The organism is Dysgonomonas sp. UBA7630 (assembly GCF_002483985.1).
Lineage (GTDB): Bacteria > Bacteroidota > Bacteroidia > Bacteroidales > Dysgonomonadaceae > Dysgonomonas.
Genome location: NZ_DLIY01000015.1, coordinates 61,864 through 80,383, shown reverse-complemented (window position 1 = coordinate 80,383; position 18,520 = coordinate 61,864). Strand labels below are relative to the sequence as shown.

23 protein-coding genes and 1 pseudogene are annotated in these 18,520 nt (G+C 37.8%); 12 read left to right on the top strand and 12 right to left on the bottom strand.

Annotated elements, in window-relative coordinates; translation table 11 throughout:
- Positions 1–84 precede the first annotated feature (84 nt).
- The 11 genes from B3P17_RS05845 to B3P17_RS05795 form a co-directional block, all read right to left on the bottom strand.
- The gene (locus B3P17_RS05845; protein ID WP_252637708.1) at positions 85–663 is read right to left on the bottom strand and encodes a DJ-1/PfpI family protein; all 579 of its coding nucleotides are present in this window, start codon (positions 661–663) and stop codon (positions 85–87) included.
- An 88-nt stretch (positions 664–751) separates the two neighbouring features.
- Positions 752–1,207, bottom strand: coding sequence for a hypothetical protein (locus tag B3P17_RS05840; protein WP_291104311.1), 456 nt, complete (start codon positions 1,205–1,207; stop codon positions 752–754).
- 46 nt (positions 1,208–1,253) lie between these two features.
- A complete protein-coding gene (locus B3P17_RS05835) occupies positions 1,254–1,685 on the bottom strand; it encodes a GNAT family N-acetyltransferase (RefSeq protein ID WP_252637706.1) in 432 nt (143 codons plus the stop codon).
- Positions 1,682–2,032, bottom strand: coding sequence for a hypothetical protein (locus B3P17_RS05830; RefSeq protein ID WP_252637705.1), 351 nt, complete (start codon positions 2,030–2,032; stop codon positions 1,682–1,684). The genes B3P17_RS05835 and B3P17_RS05830 overlap by 4 nt, the downstream gene beginning before the upstream one ends.
- Positions 2,029–3,315 (bottom strand): histidinol dehydrogenase, encoded by a 1,287-nt coding sequence (gene hisD / locus B3P17_RS05825; RefSeq protein WP_252637704.1) that lies wholly within the window; start codon positions 3,313–3,315, stop codon positions 2,029–2,031. Before hisD ends, B3P17_RS05830 begins: the two co-directional genes overlap by 4 nt.
- Positions 3,316–3,318: 3 nt before the next feature.
- Positions 3,319–3,846, bottom strand: coding sequence for a GNAT family N-acetyltransferase (locus B3P17_RS05820; RefSeq protein ID WP_252637703.1), 528 nt, complete (start codon positions 3,844–3,846; stop codon positions 3,319–3,321).
- Positions 3,843–4,697 carry an ATP phosphoribosyltransferase gene (gene hisG / locus B3P17_RS05815; protein WP_252637702.1) on the bottom strand — a complete coding sequence of 285 codons (855 nt, stop codon included), beginning with the start codon at positions 4,695–4,697 and terminating at the stop codon, positions 3,843–3,845. Before hisG ends, B3P17_RS05820 begins: the two co-directional genes overlap by 4 nt.
- A gap of 226 nt (positions 4,698–4,923) precedes the next feature.
- Entirely contained in the window at positions 4,924–5,412 is a 489-nt protein-coding gene (locus B3P17_RS05810; protein ID WP_252637701.1) for a hypothetical protein, read from the bottom strand.
- 2 nt (positions 5,413–5,414) lie between these two features.
- Positions 5,415–5,780 (bottom strand): hypothetical protein, encoded by a 366-nt coding sequence (locus tag B3P17_RS05805; RefSeq protein ID WP_252637700.1) that lies wholly within the window; start codon positions 5,778–5,780, stop codon positions 5,415–5,417.
- Between the two features lie 58 nt (positions 5,781–5,838).
- Positions 5,839–6,390 (bottom strand): RNA polymerase sigma factor, encoded by a 552-nt coding sequence (locus tag B3P17_RS05800; protein WP_252637699.1) that lies wholly within the window; start codon positions 6,388–6,390, stop codon positions 5,839–5,841.
- A 33-nt stretch (positions 6,391–6,423) separates the two neighbouring features.
- Positions 6,424–7,458 (bottom strand): tetratricopeptide repeat protein, encoded by a 1,035-nt coding sequence (locus B3P17_RS05795; RefSeq protein WP_006842420.1) that lies wholly within the window; start codon positions 7,456–7,458, stop codon positions 6,424–6,426.
- Positions 7,459–7,746: 288 nt separating this feature from the next.
- Between B3P17_RS05795 and B3P17_RS05790 the strand changes: the two are divergent.
- From B3P17_RS05790 to B3P17_RS05765, 6 genes and pseudogenes are all read left to right on the top strand, one after another.
- A pseudogene (locus B3P17_RS05790) lies at positions 7,747–9,976 on the top strand (aconitate hydratase).
- A gap of 109 nt (positions 9,977–10,085) precedes the next feature.
- Complete coding sequence (locus tag B3P17_RS05785; protein WP_252637697.1) at positions 10,086–10,670, top strand: DJ-1/PfpI family protein; 585 nt, start codon at positions 10,086–10,088, stop codon at positions 10,668–10,670.
- 9 nt (positions 10,671–10,679) lie between these two features.
- Entirely contained in the window at positions 10,680–11,117 is a 438-nt protein-coding gene (locus B3P17_RS05780; protein ID WP_252637696.1) for a GNAT family N-acetyltransferase, read from the top strand.
- A gap of 84 nt (positions 11,118–11,201) precedes the next feature.
- On the top strand, positions 11,202–12,560 hold the full coding sequence (locus tag B3P17_RS05775; protein ID WP_135103807.1) for a citrate synthase: 1,359 nt from the start codon (positions 11,202–11,204) through the stop codon (positions 12,558–12,560).
- A complete protein-coding gene (locus B3P17_RS05770) occupies positions 12,560–12,949 on the top strand; it encodes a DUF423 domain-containing protein (RefSeq protein ID WP_252637695.1) in 390 nt (129 codons plus the stop codon). Before B3P17_RS05775 ends, B3P17_RS05770 begins: the two co-directional genes overlap by 1 nt.
- 80 nt (positions 12,950–13,029) lie before the next feature.
- Positions 13,030–13,746 (top strand): head GIN domain-containing protein, encoded by a 717-nt coding sequence (locus tag B3P17_RS05765; protein ID WP_252637694.1) that lies wholly within the window; start codon positions 13,030–13,032, stop codon positions 13,744–13,746.
- A gap of 90 nt (positions 13,747–13,836) precedes the next feature.
- Here the strand turns inward: B3P17_RS05765 and B3P17_RS05760 are convergent, their stop codons facing one another.
- Positions 13,837–14,100: a hypothetical protein gene (locus B3P17_RS05760; protein WP_135103804.1), complete on the bottom strand. Its 264-nt coding sequence runs from the start codon at positions 14,098–14,100 to the stop codon at positions 13,837–13,839.
- Positions 14,101–14,442: 342 nt separating this feature from the next.
- Between B3P17_RS05760 and mce the strand changes: the two genes are divergently transcribed.
- The 6 genes from mce to rpmF all read left to right on the top strand — a co-directional run bounded on the left by mce (position 14,443) and on the right by rpmF (position 18,507).
- The gene (gene mce, locus B3P17_RS05755) at positions 14,443–14,856 is read left to right on the top strand and encodes a methylmalonyl-CoA epimerase (RefSeq protein ID WP_006842412.1); all 414 of its coding nucleotides are present in this window, start codon (positions 14,443–14,445) and stop codon (positions 14,854–14,856) included.
- 92 nt (positions 14,857–14,948) lie between these two features.
- Positions 14,949–16,499 (top strand): acyl-CoA carboxylase subunit beta, encoded by a 1,551-nt coding sequence (locus tag B3P17_RS05750; protein ID WP_006842411.1) that lies wholly within the window; start codon positions 14,949–14,951, stop codon positions 16,497–16,499.
- A gap of 20 nt (positions 16,500–16,519) precedes the next feature.
- The gene (locus B3P17_RS05745; protein ID WP_167755417.1) at positions 16,520–16,696 is read left to right on the top strand and encodes a hypothetical protein; all 177 of its coding nucleotides are present in this window, start codon (positions 16,520–16,522) and stop codon (positions 16,694–16,696) included.
- Positions 16,697–16,712: 16 nt separating this feature from the next.
- On the top strand, positions 16,713–17,165 hold the full coding sequence (locus B3P17_RS05740) for a biotin/lipoyl-containing protein (RefSeq protein WP_291104294.1): 453 nt from the start codon (positions 16,713–16,715) through the stop codon (positions 17,163–17,165).
- A gap of 515 nt (positions 17,166–17,680) precedes the next feature.
- Complete coding sequence (locus B3P17_RS05735) at positions 17,681–18,259, top strand: YceD family protein (protein WP_252637692.1); 579 nt, start codon at positions 17,681–17,683, stop codon at positions 18,257–18,259.
- Between the two features lie 62 nt (positions 18,260–18,321).
- On the top strand, positions 18,322–18,507 hold the full coding sequence (rpmF, locus tag B3P17_RS05730; RefSeq protein ID WP_006842407.1) for a 50S ribosomal protein L32: 186 nt from the start codon (positions 18,322–18,324) through the stop codon (positions 18,505–18,507).
- Positions 18,508–18,520: the final 13 nt, after the last annotated feature.

Sequence of the window (18,520 nt, the reverse complement as noted above, 5' to 3'; positions counted from 1 at the left end):
CACTGCTATATATTAGAGTAATAAGAGTGCTCAAAAAAGAAGAATACACTTTTGAGCACTCCCATTCTCTTATACTTCTATAATTTACAATTCAATTTTAACTCCAAGAAGTTTATAAAACTCTTTTAGTATAGCCGGATGTCCGGGCCATGCAGGGGAGGTAGTCAGATTACCGTCTGTAATAGCTTCGGTAGCGGGAATATCTTTGTAATTACCGCCGGCCAACTTTACTTCAGGCCCTACAGCTACATAGCAGGTAAGCGTCTTTCCTCTAACCACATCTGCGGCAGTAAGCACCTGTATACCGTGGCAAATAGCTGCAACAGGCAGATTTTTTTCGAAGAAATACTTTGTATATTCTATTACTTTAGGATCGAGACGAATATATTCAGGAGCTCGTCCTCCTGTAATATACAATCCTGCGTAATCTTCAAGTTTTACATTATCAAAAGTCTTGTTCAATGTGAAGTTATGACCTCTCAGCTCTGCATAAGTCTGAAATCCTACAAAATCATGTATTGCCGTAGCAACCTGTTCTCCGGCTTTCTTACCCGGACATACTACATCTACATGGAATCCTACACTTACCAGTGCCTGATAAGGAACCATCAATTCGTAATCCTCAACAAAATCGCCCGCTAGCATCAATATTCTTTTATTCATGATAAAACAGATTTTATAATTAGACAATCAATTAATTCCAATAAATATAAATAATATTTTAACAAAAGGCTCTATGAGTTAAAGTTATTTATATATTAGGCTGATATGTAGTCACAACAAATACGATCAGAGGCTCGTTCCCCGTATTGATTATAGAGTGATAATTATTATCTCCCTGAATAGATGTTACGTTTCCTTTTTTCAGGTTGAACTTTCTAGTAATTTTGTCCAATCCTTCACGTTCTATATATTCACCTTCACCATGAACCAACACATATAATTCTTGTTCTTTTTTAGTCCCATGCTCATGAAACCCTGCCTGATCACCTTTATTTAACAGAACCATGTAAGTACCGATACGGTTATTCACCAGTTCTCCTTTCTCGAATATAGACAGCATATACACAACGCCATTACCATCATACATCGGATCTCTCTTCTCTATATCTATAACTGTACGTTGAGGTTTTCCAAAAGGAGTTAATGTAATATCTACATATTTTAAGACTGTTTCCAGTACTTGTTTTTTTTCGTTTTCCATCATTATTCAATTTATATATGTCTTTATACGAATATTTTTCTTGGTATGTTTACAGTATTTTCTGCATTTCAAAATGAGGAATACCTACTTCTTCAAACTCATCCCCAACTATATCATAATTATATTTCAGGTAGAATCCTATCGCAACTTTTCGGGCATGCAATACAATCTTATCAAATCCGTTTTCTTTTGCAGACTCTTCTGCGAACAAGAGCAACTCTGCTCCTATTCCTTTTTTTTGAACCGAATGATCTACTGCCATTTGACGCAATTGAACTACCGTTTTATCTATTGGCGTAAGAATGCAACAACCTACAATCTGCCCTTCATTTTCACAAACACAGAGCATATCCTCTTTCTCCTTTTCGAGATATCCAGCAGAAAATGTAAGTCCGAGCGGTTCTCTCAATATTTTATAACGAAGAGCAACCATCTTATCATAGTCTGCTGTACCATATTTTATAATTCTGGCCTGAATCATTTTTCTAACAGTTTATTTAGTTCTGTCGACATGTAAGCACCTAAGCGATATGTACCATTTCCGTCTCTCAGCAATGCTCCATTTCGTTGTATAGAGATAGTATCTTTACTTCCAATAAACACAAACTGATCTTTCGGAATAAAGTCTAGAGCTTCCTTCTGTGCTGAGCCTATGATATCAACTAATCTGGCTATTTGAACCTTGTTTCGTATTTCAACTCTCTCCCCAAAATATTTTTCGTAAATTACCTTGTGCGCATTTACATACTGAGCCTTATTGATTGTTTTCTCAAAAGCCGAACAGCCGACCAATAGTACGATCGTAACCAATAAACTAAATGATTTCATTTTTCTTTGTCCTTTAGCCGTAAAGTTACTGCATTTTTATGAGCAAACAATTGTTCGTTCTCTGCCATTACTTCAATCGTTTTGCCAAGATTGTGAATACCATCTTTTGTAATCTTCTGAAAAGTTATCTTTTTCACAAAACTATCCAGATTTACGCCGCTATAAGCCTTAGCATAACCATTAGTAGGCAACGTGTGATTTGTCCCTGAAGCATAATCTCCGGCACTCTCCGGCGTATAATTTCCAAGAAAAACAGAACCTGCATTTACTATTTCGTCTGCAATATCTGCATAGTCTGCTGTTTCTATAATAAGGTGTTCGGGTGCATATTCGTTGGTTATATCTATAATTTCCCTATTATCTTTTAATAGGATTAGCTTACTGTTTTCTAATGACTTCTGTGCAATCTCACGACGAGGAAGCTCAAACAATTGTCGCTCTATTTCGTGCAGAACTTCGGAGATAAGCGATTCACTGGTTGTTGTTAATATCACCTGACTATCTGCTCCGTGCTCTGCCTGCGACAATAAATCAGCAGCAACAAATGCAGGTATGGATGTCTCATCTGCAATCACTTGTACCTCGGATGGCCCTGCCGGCATATCTATCGCTACATCTCTGAGGCTTACAAGCTGTTTCGCAGCCATCACATACTGGTTTCCGGGTCCGAAGATTTTATATACTTTAGGCACAGATTCCGTACCGTAAGCCATAGCGCCAATAGCCTGTATCCCTCCCGCTTTAAAGACTTTATCTACACCAGCCTCTTTTGCCGCATACAATATAGCCGGATGTATATTACCTTCTTTATTGGGAGGAGTGCAAAGGACAATTTCTTTACAGCCCGCAATTTTAGCCGGAATAGCAAGCATCAGCACTGTAGAAAACAAAGGAGCTGTCCCCCCCGGAATATAAAGTCCTACTTTTTCTATACCAACGGTTTTCTGCCAACAGGTGACACCTTTGCTTGTCTCTATTTTTTTCGTCTCAAATATCTGACTACGATGAAATATTTCGATATTCTCTTTTGCCTGTCTGATAGCTTCCTTTAATTCCTGAGAAACTAAATTCTCAGCTTCTGCAATTTCTTGTGCCGAAACAGCCAGAGAGAGAAGTTTCACTTTATCAAACTTTTCTTCATATTCAAAGACAGCCTGATCTCCTCTTTCTTTTATATCATCGAGTACAGAACTAACAGTGCTGTTCAATGCTGAAGTATCGAAAACAGGACGAGCCAGTATCTCTGCCCACTGGCTACGTAAAGGATATTTTATTATCTGCATAATTTACTTCTTATATTCTTTCCTCAACAAGCTGTAGACAGCTATATCAGTAAACACATTATCTACCAACAATTCGCCGTCACGCTCTATACCCTCCATGTGAAAGCCAAGCTTTTCTGGAATACGGCGGCTCTTATCATTACCTACAGCAACCTTTATCTGAATACGATTCATATCCAGTTCACCAAAGGCATGTTCTATAAGTTTAGCAACCGATTGTATCATGATACCCTTACCTTGAGCATATTGAGACAACCAGTATCCTATTTCTGTCTTCTTATTATCGGTATCCGTATCTTTGAAACCAATCAGTCCTACAAACTGATCCTTATAGTATATAGTAAATTGTTTGTCGGCAGTCTGCAATACATATCTCACATAATTACCCGTATCTTCCGCTTCTTTTGTAGCATCTACAAACGGTAACCATTCACGCATATATTCTCTCTCGTTGTTGAGCGTATTAAATATCTTAAAGATGTCATCTACAGACAATGGATATAATACAATATCATCTGAAACTTCTATCATAAAATCATTTTTTCTATAGGTAATACAATAATGCCTTCAGCACCACATGCTTTTAATTTGGTAATAACTTCCCAGAAACGTTTATCTTCTATAACCGACTGAACAGAACACCAACCCTTTGTAGCTAGTGGGGTAACTGTAGGGCTTCTCATCCCCGGCAAGATATCAAATATTTCTTCAAGCTTATCTTCGGGTGCATTCAGAAGTACATATTTTTTCCCTTCTGCACTCTGAACAGCTTCTATCCTGAATATTAGTTCGTCAAGGATATCCTTTTTCTCCTGTGGCAAGTTTTTTGTTGCTATCAATAAGGCTTGCGATTGCATTACAACCTCAACCTCTTTCAGACGATTACTTACCAATGTCCCTCCGGAGCTCACTATATCAAAAATAGCATCTGAGAGACCTATACTAGGCGAAATTTCTACCGATCCGGTAATAATATGAATCTCTGATTTAATACCCTGTTCTGCTAAATACTGGTTTAAGATATGAGGATAAGATGTGGCTATCTTCTTCCCTTCAAACCATTGCACACCTTCGTATTTTTCATCCTTTGGAATAGCCAGCGATAAGCGGCATTTGCTAAATCCTAAGCCTTTTACGACATCCGCCGCCTCAGCTTTTTCCCTATATTCATTTTCTCCTACCACACCGATATCGGCAACCCCCGTAGCTACAGCTTGCGGGATATCATCGTCACGCAAAAAGAGAATCTCTACGGGAAAATCCTTCGCAGGAATAAGCAGCGTACGCTTAATATTATTCAGTTTAATACCGGCTTCTTGCAAAAGCGCCATCGTTTCCTCAAATAGCCGACCTTTCGACTGAACAGCAATTCTTAATACCATGATATATTAATTTTATATTATTTTCCAGCAACAAAAAAAGAGCTTACCTCTATCAGGCAAGCTCTTCTATATTTTGGCAAACACCACATCAATATACTTACTTACCCAACGGGAGTAACACTATAATGATGATGATGAAATTTATTGCTCATAATTTTATTTTTATAAAAGCAAAAGTATACATTATTTGCAATAAACCAAACTTTATGTCATTATTTTTTTACTTTTAATCCGAATCTCTACCGGAATTGAATCTTTCCCTGTGGCGCTTCAATTCGTCTTCTTTGAATCGAATATCAACTGATCTATACTTTTCCAACTTCTCAGCCGACAGTACTTTTGCAAACTTCTTATAATATTCGATTTGTAACTGAGAATCCCTTTGTTCCGATTCCAAATTCAATTGAACAATTCTTTTATAATCTGCATCCGTTTTGTCTTTTTTACGCTTCAGTTCGCGGGTCTCTCTTCGTGCCTCACGGTTAGCTTCATATTTCTTCATTGAAAACTCTGCTTCCAACGGCAAAAATGCTTTAGCTTCCGCATCTGTTAAGTTAAGTTCTTTTTTTAAATACTCTGCTTTCTTCTGGTTGAATGCTTGTATATCGAACCGTCCTCCACCTTGTCTTGATCTATTCTGGGCTGCAACTGAAAACGTAAAACAGAATAGCAACAACAAAACCAGAATACTTTTCAACTTCATATCGGTATTCATTATTAATAGTTATATAACATTTCCTTAAATTGAGATTTTCTTACCTCATCCTGCAAAAAAAGATAGTAATCCTCTTCGTCCTGAGCGCTGGTATATGCAATAGTTTCTCCGGTCATATCCGTCTTTTGATTGGCATATTGTTTATCCGAAGGCATATTGTTTTTGTCAAAAACACCAACTGAGAACAAAATACCAACAATTGCTGCCGCAGCTGCTGTCCAAGGCAATGCCTTCTTCCACAACGGAACAGTCTTTACCTTTGGTTCTTCCTTAGAAGGCAGTTGATCCATTATCCTGTTATTAAAATTCTCGAAGTAATTTTCGGGAACTTTAAAAGGTTTTTTGCTTTTGTCAAACTTATCCAACATGATTGTTTAATCTTTAGATTCCTTATCTGTATTATAGACTATTATTTAGATAAAAGGTTTAATTCTCCGTTGTTAAAAATTCCTCTATTTTTTTTACCGCATGATGATAAGACGCTTTTAGCGCACCCACAGAGGTTTCTAAAATTTCAGACATATCTTCATATTTCATTTCATCAAAATATTTCATATTGAAAACAATACGCTGCTTCTCGGGTAAAAGAAGAATAGCTTTCTGTAGTTTCAGTTGAGCTTCGTCTCCGTCAAAGTACTCATCACCTTCGAGCTTACCCAACAAGAACGTATCTGCATCATCTATCGAAACATTGTTCAGAGATCGCTGCTTATTGAGAAATGTAATAGCCTCATTAACAGCTATACGATAAAGCCAGGTAGACAATTTGGAGTCTCCCCGGAAGTTTTCGATACTTGTCCATACTTTTATAAATGTATTTTGCAAGACATCATCCGTATCATCATGGCTCAATACGATTTTTCGTATATGCCAATACAAAGGCTCACTATACTCCTTCATCAGTTCGGCAAATGCCGCCTGTTGAGTTTTGGGCTCGTGAAGCCTCTTTATAAGTTGTTCTTCTGCCTCCCGTGACATTTACTATAAATCTTCCAAATATCAATTACCCTATTATTCTAAATCCGAATCATCACCAAAATCGGCTTCTTCATCGGCTTCACCCTGACCATGCTCGAACCATTCGATGAAATTATCAACCTGCGTCTTGTTCTTATCCCACCATGTAAGCGATTCGGGGAAATAAGCGACACTCACATAGCGGCAATAAGTATCAAAATGTCCCGAACCTAAGATTTCTTCATAGGTAGGAACAAAGAAAAACCACAACAATCCACTTTGAGAGTCATTCTGCATTTGCGCTATAGTAAAGAATATCAGCTTAGAAGCCTCTACAAAATAAGAATATTCAGAGGCACTATCCGTACCTTGCGGTTTCTTCAATTGTATATTCTTATAGAGCCATTCACGGTCTATGCCATCTTCGGGAGTCAACCTTACTGAACCGGGTTCTAGTTTGGCATTCAATATATCCAGCATCTCACTGAAAGCATCTTTCGATCTTTCGGTATTGGGCTCCAACAATAAAAAGAAATGGAATGCATAAAAACTCTGCACCCACTGATCCAAGTCGTTCAAGGCATAAGCATACAACAAGAATGCACTCGAGTGTGTTGCATCTATTTCTATCGCTTTACGCAAGTGATGCGCAGCCATTTTATTGTCCTTGCTATTGAAGTAGCAGAGTCCTAGGTTGAAGTGTAGCAAATACTCATCTCCACATCTGACAACCGCATCGTTCAACGTTTTAATTGCATCGCTCATCTTATCCATATTAGCCAGTGCCGTACCCTTTACAATATAGGCATCCATAAGTAAAGGCTGAAAGTTGGCATTAATAACTTTTGAGCTTAAGCTTACAGCACGCTCATAATTATTAAGCTTCAAATAAGACAAAGACATTTCGTAAACAGCAGACATTGACGAAGGATTTACCTTCAATGCCTCTTCATAAGAAGATATGGCTTCTTTATAACGCCCCTTATCATGAAGGCTAACCCCTTCTCTAATGAGTTTTTCTGAGGAAGACTGAGCCTTTATAGATAATGTTGCGAATAATAGAATTAATATAAAGATGATATTCTTCATGCCATAAAATTGTTTAGAGCTACAAAAATAAGAAAATCCTGCTAAAATAAGCCTTTAACTAAAATTCTTAGACTTTTTTAAAAGACCGAGGTTTAATATACAACTATTCCATATTATCTAAAAACAACGATTTTATCCACATCTTACATTTATATATAGATATTCAATTTTAGCTTACTTTATCTATGCGCAATATAATCTTTCTATATAAAAGACGTCACATAATAGAACATTTTTATTATTTTTGTTATTCTAGGTATTTGGACATAACTAAAAAAACAATGATCGATGAAAAGTAATACGTTTGACATAGAGATGATTCGTAAATTCTATGAATCTTACCCCAAAAAAGTTGATGAAGCAAAGAAGATTCTTAAGCGACCATTAACCCTTAGCGAGAAAATCCTATACGCTCACCTATCAACAGATGAGCCTTTAAAAAACTATGTCCGTGCCACCGATTATGTAAACTTTTCACCCGATAGGGTTGCNNATGAACTCAGGACGAACAAAAGTAGCTGTGCCTTCCACAGTACACTGCGACCACCTGATACAAGCTCATAAATCGGCAAAAGAAGACCTGAACACGGCCGAAGTAACAAACAAAGAAGTATATGACTTTCTGAGTGCCGTATCTAATAAATTCGGCATCGGCTTTTGGAAACCGGGAGCCGGTATCATACACCAAGTAGTACTCGAGAACTATGCCTTCCCGGGAGGTATGATGATAGGAACGGACTCTCATACTCCTAATGCTGGAGGATTGGGCATGATAGCAATAGGCGTGGGTGGTGCCGATGCAGTAGACGTTATGGCAGGGATGCCTTGGGAACTAAAAATGCCTAAGCTGATCGGTGTAAAACTCACAGGAAAGCTATCCGGGTGGGCTTCACCAAAAGATGTAATACTAAAATTGGCAGGAATACTTACCGTAAAAGGTGGCACAAATGCTATTATAGAATATTTCGGAGATGGAACGAGCTCGCTATCTGCTACGGGAAAAGCAACGATATGTAATATGGGAGCAGAAGTAGGGGCAACAACATCCATCTTCCCTTACGACAAAAAATCATCAGATTACCTGAAAGCAACAGAACGCACCGATGTGTCTGAACTGGCAGATAAAGTAATCGAGTATCTTCAACCGGATACAGAAACAGTAAACAATCCGAAAGAATATTTCGATCAGGTGATAGAAATAGACCTATCGACACTCGAACCATACGTAAATGGGCCATTCACTCCCGACGCAGCTCATCCGATTTCGGAATTTGCCAAAGTAGTGAAAGAAAAAGGCTATCCTCAAAAAATGGAGGTGGGTTTGATTGGGTCGTGTACAAACTCATCATATGAAGACTTATCACGAGCAGTATCAATCGTAAAAGACGCAAAGCAAAAGCATGTAGAAGTTAAAGCACAATTCATTATCAATCCCGGATCGGAACAAGTACGTTATACAGCCGAAAGAGACGGCATACTTCCGGCCTTCGAAGAAGTGGGCGCTACCATAATGGCGAATGCCTGCGGCCCATGTATAGGACAATGGAAACGTGAAAGCAAAGACCCTGAGCGTGCGAATTCTATCGTCACCTCTTTTAACAGGAACTTTGCAAAAAGAAACGACGGAAACCCAAATACACACGCATTTGTTACATCTCCTGAGATTGTTGCCGCATTGAGCATTGCCGGTGATCTTTGTTTCAACCCTATGACTGACACCTTAGTAAATAGTGAGGGGGAGAAAGTAAAATTGGAAGAGCCAAAAGGATATGAATTACCTCCGTTGGGATATGAATTGAAAGAGTCCGGATTTTTAGCACCAATTGCAGATGGATCGGATATCGAAATCAGCATAGCAAAAGATTCACAACGACTTCAAGAATTAGCGCCATTTGCGGCATGGAATGGCAAAGACATTATAGAACAACCTCTTCTGATCAAGGTAAAAGGAAAGTGTACAACGGATCATATTTCGATGGCGGGACCATGGCTTCGATTTAGAGGACATTTGGATAACATCTCCGACAATATGCTCATTGGGGCGGTAAACGCTTTCAACGATAAGACAAATGCAGTACTTGATCAGGAAACGAACGAATATATTCCTGTTCCAAAATTGGCTCGTAAGTTTAAAGCCGAGGGGTTAGGGTCTGTTGTTGTTGCAGAAGAAAATTATGGAGAAGGATCTTCTCGTGAACATGCTGCGATGGAGCCTCGTTTCTTGAATGTAAAAGCTATACTTGTTAAGTCTTTCGCTCGTATACACGAAACAAATCTAAAAAAACAAGGGATGCTGGCACTTACCTTTGTGGATAAGAATGACTATGAAAAAATAAAGGAAGACGACAAAATCAGCATAATCGGACTCTCCGAATTTAAACCCGGAAAGAACCTGACTGTTGAACTAACACACAAGAATGGCACAAAAGAATCGTTTGAGGTTGCCCATACATATAATGAGGTGCAGATAGCTTGGTTTAAAGCCGGTAGTGCCCTGAACTATATGAAACAAAAATAATTTTTATTTATCTCATTATAAAGTTACACATAATAGTAAAAGGTGACATTACGAGAACATCATTAACCTGTTACTTTTGTCACCTTTTACATAGAAACACAATGTAGCAATGATCATAAACGTTGTACTATTTCACAACTTTGAAACCCTTGACGTATTTGGTCCTGTGGAAGTTTTTGGCAAAGCAGACGAATGGGAAATCAAATACTATTCTCTGGATGGCGGTTTGATTTCGAATCAAGACAATGTACACATCGCGACAGAAAAACTTGATCAGTTTATCTCCGATCAAGTATTATTTCTTCCCGGAGGAATGGGCGCAAGGGATGAAATAAACAACTCCGGCTTTATTGATACAATTAAACATCTGGCAAACAAAAGCCAATTTGTTATCACCGTCTGTACAGGAAGTGCCTTACTGGCAAAGACGGGTCTATTGGACGGAAGAAAAGCAACATCGAACAAACGGTCTTTCGATTGGGTAAAACAAAGCTCCGACAAAGTGATTTGGATAAAACAAGCCAGATGGGTCGTAGATGGCAAATACTATACATCTTCAGGTATTAGCGCAGGAATAGATATGGCTTTAGGCTTTATAGCAGACATAAAGGGGCTAGAAAAAGCAAGAGAAATAGCAAAAAGAATAGAATACAACTGGCAGGAAGATAAAACCGTTGATAACTTCACAGAGTAAGGATCAAATATGATAACAATAAAACATATTGAAGAGAATGATTTTGAAGAACTAGTTGCTCTTTTTCTTGAATTTGCAACATTCCAGAACCAACCGGAAAAGATGAAAAATTCGGTAGAAAAGATGATATCCGAGAAAGAATTCCTTCATGGTTTTACAGCCAGAGACGAAAATGATAGGATTATAGGATATGCTACTTTTTTCTTTGCATATTACACATGGGTGGGTAAATCCTTATATATGGATGACCTTTACATAAAAGAACAATATAGAGGGAAGGGAATCGGCACGCTACTCATCAATGCAGTTATCAAACATGCCGAGAAAGAGAAGTGCGACAGGTTAAGGTGGCAAGTTTCTGAATGGAACAAGCCTGCGATATCCTTTTACAAAACTTTAGGAGCAAAAATAGACGAAACAGAAAAAAATTGCGATATAGTATTCTAAATATATTTCTCCTATTCAAGAACCTATTTGAATAATTTTTTGTTCCTAATAAGTACCATTGACAAACAGTTAAAACCAGATATTATGGATAGATTAAAAGATAGTGAAACAATAAAAAAAATATCAAAAACAGTAGAAACAACATGCAACATTGACAATGAACTTTTCAAAACTTTCAATGTAAAACGTGGACTTAGAAATGAAGACCATACAGGGGTTGTTGTTGGTCTCACAAAGGTAGGTGACGTTGTTGGGTACGAACGTGATGCTGAGGGAAATCTGACGCCTATACCGGGAAGGCTGATATACAGGGGAATTAGCCTTGAAGATATAGTAAAAGGAGCTCAAAAAGAAGACCGACTAGGATTTGAAGAAGTCGTTTATCTTATTCTATCGGGTAATCTGCCAAGCAAAGTAGAACTAAAAGAGTTTTCGGGTGTAATAAGCAGAACTATGGATTTGAATCCTAAAATCGTAATGCATATATTAGACTTGGTAGGAAAAGACATCATGAACTATTTATCAAGGTGCGTGCTCGAACTATACACTTTCGATGAGAATCCGGACGATACGACTCCCGAAAACCTAATCAAGCAATCCGTCAATCTGATTGCAACATTCCCTACCATAGTAGCCTATGCACATAATGCCATACGACATGGACAAGGTAAGTCGTTACATATAAGACACCCTCAGCCGGATGTTTCTCTTGCCGAGAATTTCCTTTACATGATGAAAGGACGCCACTACACTCCACTGGATGTAAAGATACTAGATCTTGCCATGATGGTACACGCCGACCACGGTGGAGGGAACAACTCTACATTTACGGTACGCGTAACCAGCTCTACAGGAACCGATACATATTCTACTATTGCCGCAGGCATAGGCTCACTGAAAGGTCCTCTTCATGGAGGAGCAAACCTGAAGGTTATAGACATGATACAAACTATCAAGAGTGAGGTTAAAGACTGGACCAGCGTTGAAGAAATAGACAATTACCTTTGTAAGATATTGAACAAAGAAGCTTATGACCGCACCGGGCTTATTTACGGTATCGGGCACGCTATATATACCATATCAGATCCTCGCACTGTTCTCCTGAAAGAAATGGCCCGGGATTTGGCAATCGAGAAAGGCCGTGAAGCTGAGTATAATTTCTACACCTTATTAGAAGAGCGGGCGATCTTCAACTTCATGGAAACGAAAGGGAAAAATGTTAACAAACAGGTATGTGCCAATGTGGACTTTTATTCCGGATTTGTATACGATATGATTGGTCTTCCGCAGGAAATTTATACTCCGTTGTTTGCTATGGCTCGTATTGTAGGATGGACAGCACACCGCATTGAAGAACTAAACTTTAAGCAAAAACGAATCATCCGTCCTGCATATAAAAATGCAGCTGATGTTCGTGAATACATACCTATAGATAAAAGATAATGAAGCAACTCGTATTAATTGCAGCAAGTATATACGGTACTATATCTGTTATACTTGGAGCTTTTGGAGCACATGCCTTCAAGGCGATGCTAACTCCCGATAAGCTAGCGAGCTTCGATACAGGGGTGCGTTATCAAATGTATCATGCGATTGTATTGCTGATAATAGGCCTGACTCTATCTTTCACATCCTCACTCGAGAAGTGGGCTGCTATCTCCATCATTGTGGGTGTATTCTTATTTTCGTTTAGTATTTATTTTCTAGCCTTCTCCGAATATTGGAATGTGAACTTAAAATTTCTAGGTCCCATTACCCCTATCGGAGGCATGTTTATGATTGCAGGATGGGTGCTGCTGGTTGTATTTTTCATTAAAAATAAAATTATTTAATTTTTTTTGATTTTTTCTGTAACCAAAAACATAGTTATGCCGTCATATCTATAAGTTAACAATTTTAAATTATTATAGAAATGAAATCTATTTTATACACAATCAGCATTAGTTTATTAATATTTGTTGCCCAGTCTTGTAACTTCAATTCGGTAAGAGGTAACGGAACAATAGTAGAAAACGAAGTTAGTATATCTGACTATAAAGCCATTGAATTTGGTGGAGGCGGTGAACTCGTTTATGAACAAAAGCCCGACGTAGCACCATATGTGCGTGTAGAAACTGATGAAAATATTTATCCGTTGTTGATAATAAAAACAGATGGTGACGTGCTATCGTTCAAAAGCAAGGAAAATATAAGCCCTACAACATACAAGATATATACTAACTCGAAAGACCTGACAAGCCTAAGCATCAGCGGTTCTATGAAAGCTCACCTAAAAGGCAAGTTAGAAACATCAAAATTAGATGTGTCTGTATCAGGGAGTGGCAACATCATTATAGACAGCCTTATATGTCATTCATTATCAACAAGAGTATCGGGATCGGGCGATGTAGATGCAAAAGGGAAAGTAACAAACATAGACTCCAGAATATCAGGTAGCGGTAAAGTAATAGCTACAGATCTGGTTGCCGACTCTGTTAAATGTTCGGTATCTGGGAGCGGAGACTTTTTTGTATATGCCAACAAATATCTAGACGTAAGTATCTCTGGTAGTGGTAGTGTTAAGTACAAAGGTAACCCACAAATAGATCAGTCAATATCCGGAAGTGGTAAGATTTCGAGACAAGAATAAGAAGCGTAAAGCATAAAAACAAAAAAGATTATCCCGGTCGGGATAATCTTTTTGTATTATAATACAATAGCAATTGTATAAACTAAACAACTATAATCCTATTTGAGTTTTTATAAAGTTATTCGCTTCATCTTCACTCTGGAAATATATAAGTCCTTTAAACTCAAACGGGAAGTTATCGAAAGGCAAAGAGAATCGTTTCTTTTCACACGTTACGGAAAAGTCCTCATAATTGGTCGTCGTAAAATTTACAACTTCGTCAGGAGAGTCAATCTTAAATACCTTTATAGACAACTTTTTGGGGTCAACTCTATATAATATATCCCCTACCTTCAAAACATCTCTAAGTCTCATAGCAATATCATTTTAAAAGATGGAACAATAGGTCATATTATAACAACCATCTATAACACATTGTTCACAAAATTATCTATTTGATATAAAAGGGATATGAGTATAGGCAATATACAATCAATATTAATAACATAGCAATTAGTACTAAATATGGATATATTGCTACGTAGCACAACTACAAGAACCACAATATCAATATAAACTGTAACATATTTCCATAAATGCACAGTTTCTTATTTTTTGTGCATAACACAAGTTTTTTTATAATTTTAATTTCGTTGTCTTATATTTTAATAGTACCTTTGGGGCGAACTAAATAATAACTTTTTATTCAAATATAACATGGATATTTCGCACATTGAACATCTAGGTATTGCTGTGAAAAGCATCGAAGAACAACTTCCTTATTATGAAGGAGTTTTAGGCTTAAAATGCTACAGCATAGAGGTTGTTGAAGATCAAAAAGTAAAGACCGCTTTTTTTAAAGTAGGCCAAACAAAAATCGAACTGCTTGAACCGACAAGTCCAGACAGCACAATTGCTAAATTTATTGAGAAAAAAGGAGAAGGAATTCACCACATTGCATGGTGTGTTCAAGACGGCGTAGCAAACGCTTTAGCTGAAGTAGAAGCTAAAGGAGTTCAACTAATAGACAAAGCCCCTCGCCGTGGTGCTGAAGGTCTTGATATCGCATTCCTTCACCCGAAATCAACAGGAAGCGTTCTTACAGAACTTTGTGAGACTCCAAAAAAATAAATAAGAAGATGACTTTACTCATTAAACCCACAATGAAGTAAAGTCATTTTTGCATTATCCTATAATTTAATTAGAATCTAAAATATTAAAACATGGGCCAACTTGAAAAAGTAAAAGAGCTGATAGAGCTCCGCGCAAAGGCACGCCTCGGTGGAGGAGAAAAGAGAATAGAAGCTCAACATGCAAAAGGCAAGTATACTGCACGCGAACGCTTAGCCATCTTATTGGATGAAGGCAGTTTCGAAGAATTTGACATGTTCGTTGAACATCGCAGTACAAACTTCGGAATGGACAAACAAAAATTTCTTGGAGACGGAGTCGTAACAGGCTGTGGTACGATCGAAGGTCGTCTTGTTTATGTCTTCGCTCAAGACTTTACTGTTATAGGAGGATCACTTTCCGAAACTATGGCATTAAAGATCTGTAAAGTAATGGATATGGCGATGAAAGTAGGTGCTCCGGTAATCGGTATCAACGACTCGGGAGGCGCACGTATACAAGAAGGAGTTAACGCTCTTGCCGGCTATTCAGAAATTTTCCAACGTAATATCTTAGCTTCGGGTGTAATACCTCAAATATCAGGAATCTTCGGCCCATGCGCCGGTGGAGCTGTATATTCACCAGCTTTGACAGACTTCGTCTTGATGACAGAAGGCACATCTTATATGTTCCTTACAGGACCTAAAGTGGTAAAAACTGTTACCGGAGAAGATGTAACACAAGAAGAGCTTGGTGGAGCAAGCGTACACACTACCAAATCGGGGGTTGCTCATTTCTCTGTAGCAAACGAAGATGATGGATTATCTTTGATCCGTCACTTATATAGCTTCCTTCCTCAAAACAATATGGAAGAAGCTCCTCGCAAAGAATGCACAGACCCAATTGCCAGAATGGAGGATTTACTAAATGAAATCATCCCTGACAATCCGAATAAACCATACGATATGTTTGAAGTAATCGGTGCGGTTGTCGACAATGGCGAATTCCTTGAAGTACATGGAAACTATGCTAAGAACATAATAATTGGTTTTGCCCGCATGAATGGTCAATCTGTTGGTATCGTGGCTAACCAACCTAAATACCTTGCCGGAGTACTAGACATCAACGCTTCACGCAAAGCAGCTCGTTTTGTACGCTTCTGCGATGCTTTCAATATTCCGTTGGTGACATTGGTAGACGTACCTGGATTCCTTCCTGGAACAGGTCAAGAATACGGCGGTGTAATTACTCATGGCGCAAAACTTCTTTATGCATATGGAGAAGCTACAGTACCTAAAGTAACAGTTACTCTACGTAAATCTTACGGAGGTTCACACATCGTAATGAGCTGTAAACAACTTCGTGGCGACATCAACTACGCATGGCCTACTGCCGAAATCGCAGTTATGGGTGCCGATGGAGCAGCAGAAGTACTTTACGCGAAAGAAATCAAAGAATCTGAGAATCCGGCTGAAGCACTTGCTGCAAAGAAAGCAGAATACAACAAATTATTCTGTAATCCTTTCAACGCTGCACGCTATGGATATATTGATGACGTAATAGAACCGAGAAATACTCGTTTCCGCGTTATCCGCGCTTTGGAACAACTGAGAACTAAAAAGCAAGTCAATCCTTCTAAGAAGCATGACAACCTGCCTCTATAATCTCTAAACGAATTAGTATTATGAGTAATAATAATATACCGTCAGAAGTATTAGCAGCTATAGCCTTAGCTATATATGATGTGCAAAACCAGCACGACATAGAAAGCAATGTGCTAACGATCAAACATGTGTCGAAAGATTATCTACCATGGGCTGACAAAAGTAAAGCTATGCTTCAAATGCCAGTAAGAAAATAAAATTTGATAAATTATTATGAAACAGTTCATATATAGAATAAACGGACAGGAATACATAGTAGCCGTAAACAAGATGGATAACGGTCTTGCTGAAGTTGCAGTAAACGGAAGCAACTATAAAGTAGAATTGGTAAACAACGAGGAAGAAATCACTCTNNATCTTGTTACTCGTCCGGCTTCGAAAGCACCGGCAGCTACTGCCACTGCAGCACCTAAAGCTACAACTTCGGCACCAACCAAACCAGCAAGTGGTGGTGCAGGCAGTGTAAAATCTCCGCTTCCGGGCATCATCATCGACGTATTAGTTAATGAAGGTGACGAAGTAAAGAAAGGACAAACTGTAGTTATGCTTGAGGCTATGAAAATGGAGAATGCTATCCAAGCTACTCAGGACGGAAAAGTTACCGGTATACATGTATCTAAAGGAGACTCTGTACTAGAAGGAGTTGCTCTGATTACAATCGGATAAAAAACAACTATCTATAAAGTAGCGCCGCATAAATTAATTTTTATGTGGCGCTCTCTATTTATCTCACCTTACGCTAATGAATATTTTCCTATCTCTTATAACTCTATAGCAAAATCAAACTAAAAAACTATTTATCAGCAATTTACACAAAACACACTTTGTTAAAAAACAAAAAAAAGAAAATTTATATGCAACGTTTTTATATCCCCTCCATCTATATACTAAATGAGCACTAGAACAATACTTAAAAACAAAGCTACACTACATAATTAAAACTATATATTCTTTATTTTTAAAGGTATATTAAAAGAGAAAACAAACAACATTACTACGCTAATTAAGAGAAAGCTACATAAATTAATTTTTATGTAGCTTTTTTATATACAAATTCAAAATCATATCATTTACATTTGAATCCCTCACCCACTTTGTTTCAAGATTAGACTTAAAATATTTATTTATTCCAAAAAAACTTTATACCTTTGCGCCGTTCTTTTGAGTTTTAAATACAATACGTGGGAAAGTTTAGCTTATATAATATCCCTTTGAGAAGTTTAACCGAAGGGAAACATGAATTCAAGTATGACTTGGATAATAAGTACTTTGCTCTTATTGATGACGGCACAGCCGATATAAAAAGGGGCAACTTAAAAGTAGTAGTATCTTTAAATAAGACCAGTACTATTTTTGAGCTCAATTTTGATATTTCCGGATTTGTTTTAGTTCCATGCGATAGATGTTTAGACGACATCAACATGAATGTGGAAACAAAAAACAAGCTTATCGTTAAATTCGGTAAAGAATACTCTGAAGAAAGTGATGAGATCGTTATCATCCCTGAAGATGATGGAGAAATTAATATCGCATGGTTTTTGTATGAATTTATTGTACTCAGTTTACCGGCAAAACGAATACATCCTCCGGGCACATGCAATAAAACAATGTCTTCTAAGTTAAATAAGCATAGAGCTAAAAGTACTTCCGATGAAGATTCAGACGAAGACGACTTGGATGATATCGAAATAGAGGACGACTCATCCCTTACAGATTCTCGTTGGGACGCATTGAAAGATGTCTCTATTGACGAGGATTAAATAAGAACAGGAATTTGATTTTTTAATTCAGATATATAGAAATAACTAAATAAAACAAAAAGATGGCACATCCGAAACGAAGACAGTCAAAGTCTAGAACAGCTAAAAGAAGAACTCATGACAAAGCAGTAGCTCCAACATTAGCTGTATGCTCTAATTGCGGCTCTTGGCATGTATTCCACACAGTTTGCCCTGAGTGCGGATACTACAGAGGTAAATTGGCAATAGAAAAAGGAGCGGCGGTTTAATATCTTAAACCAA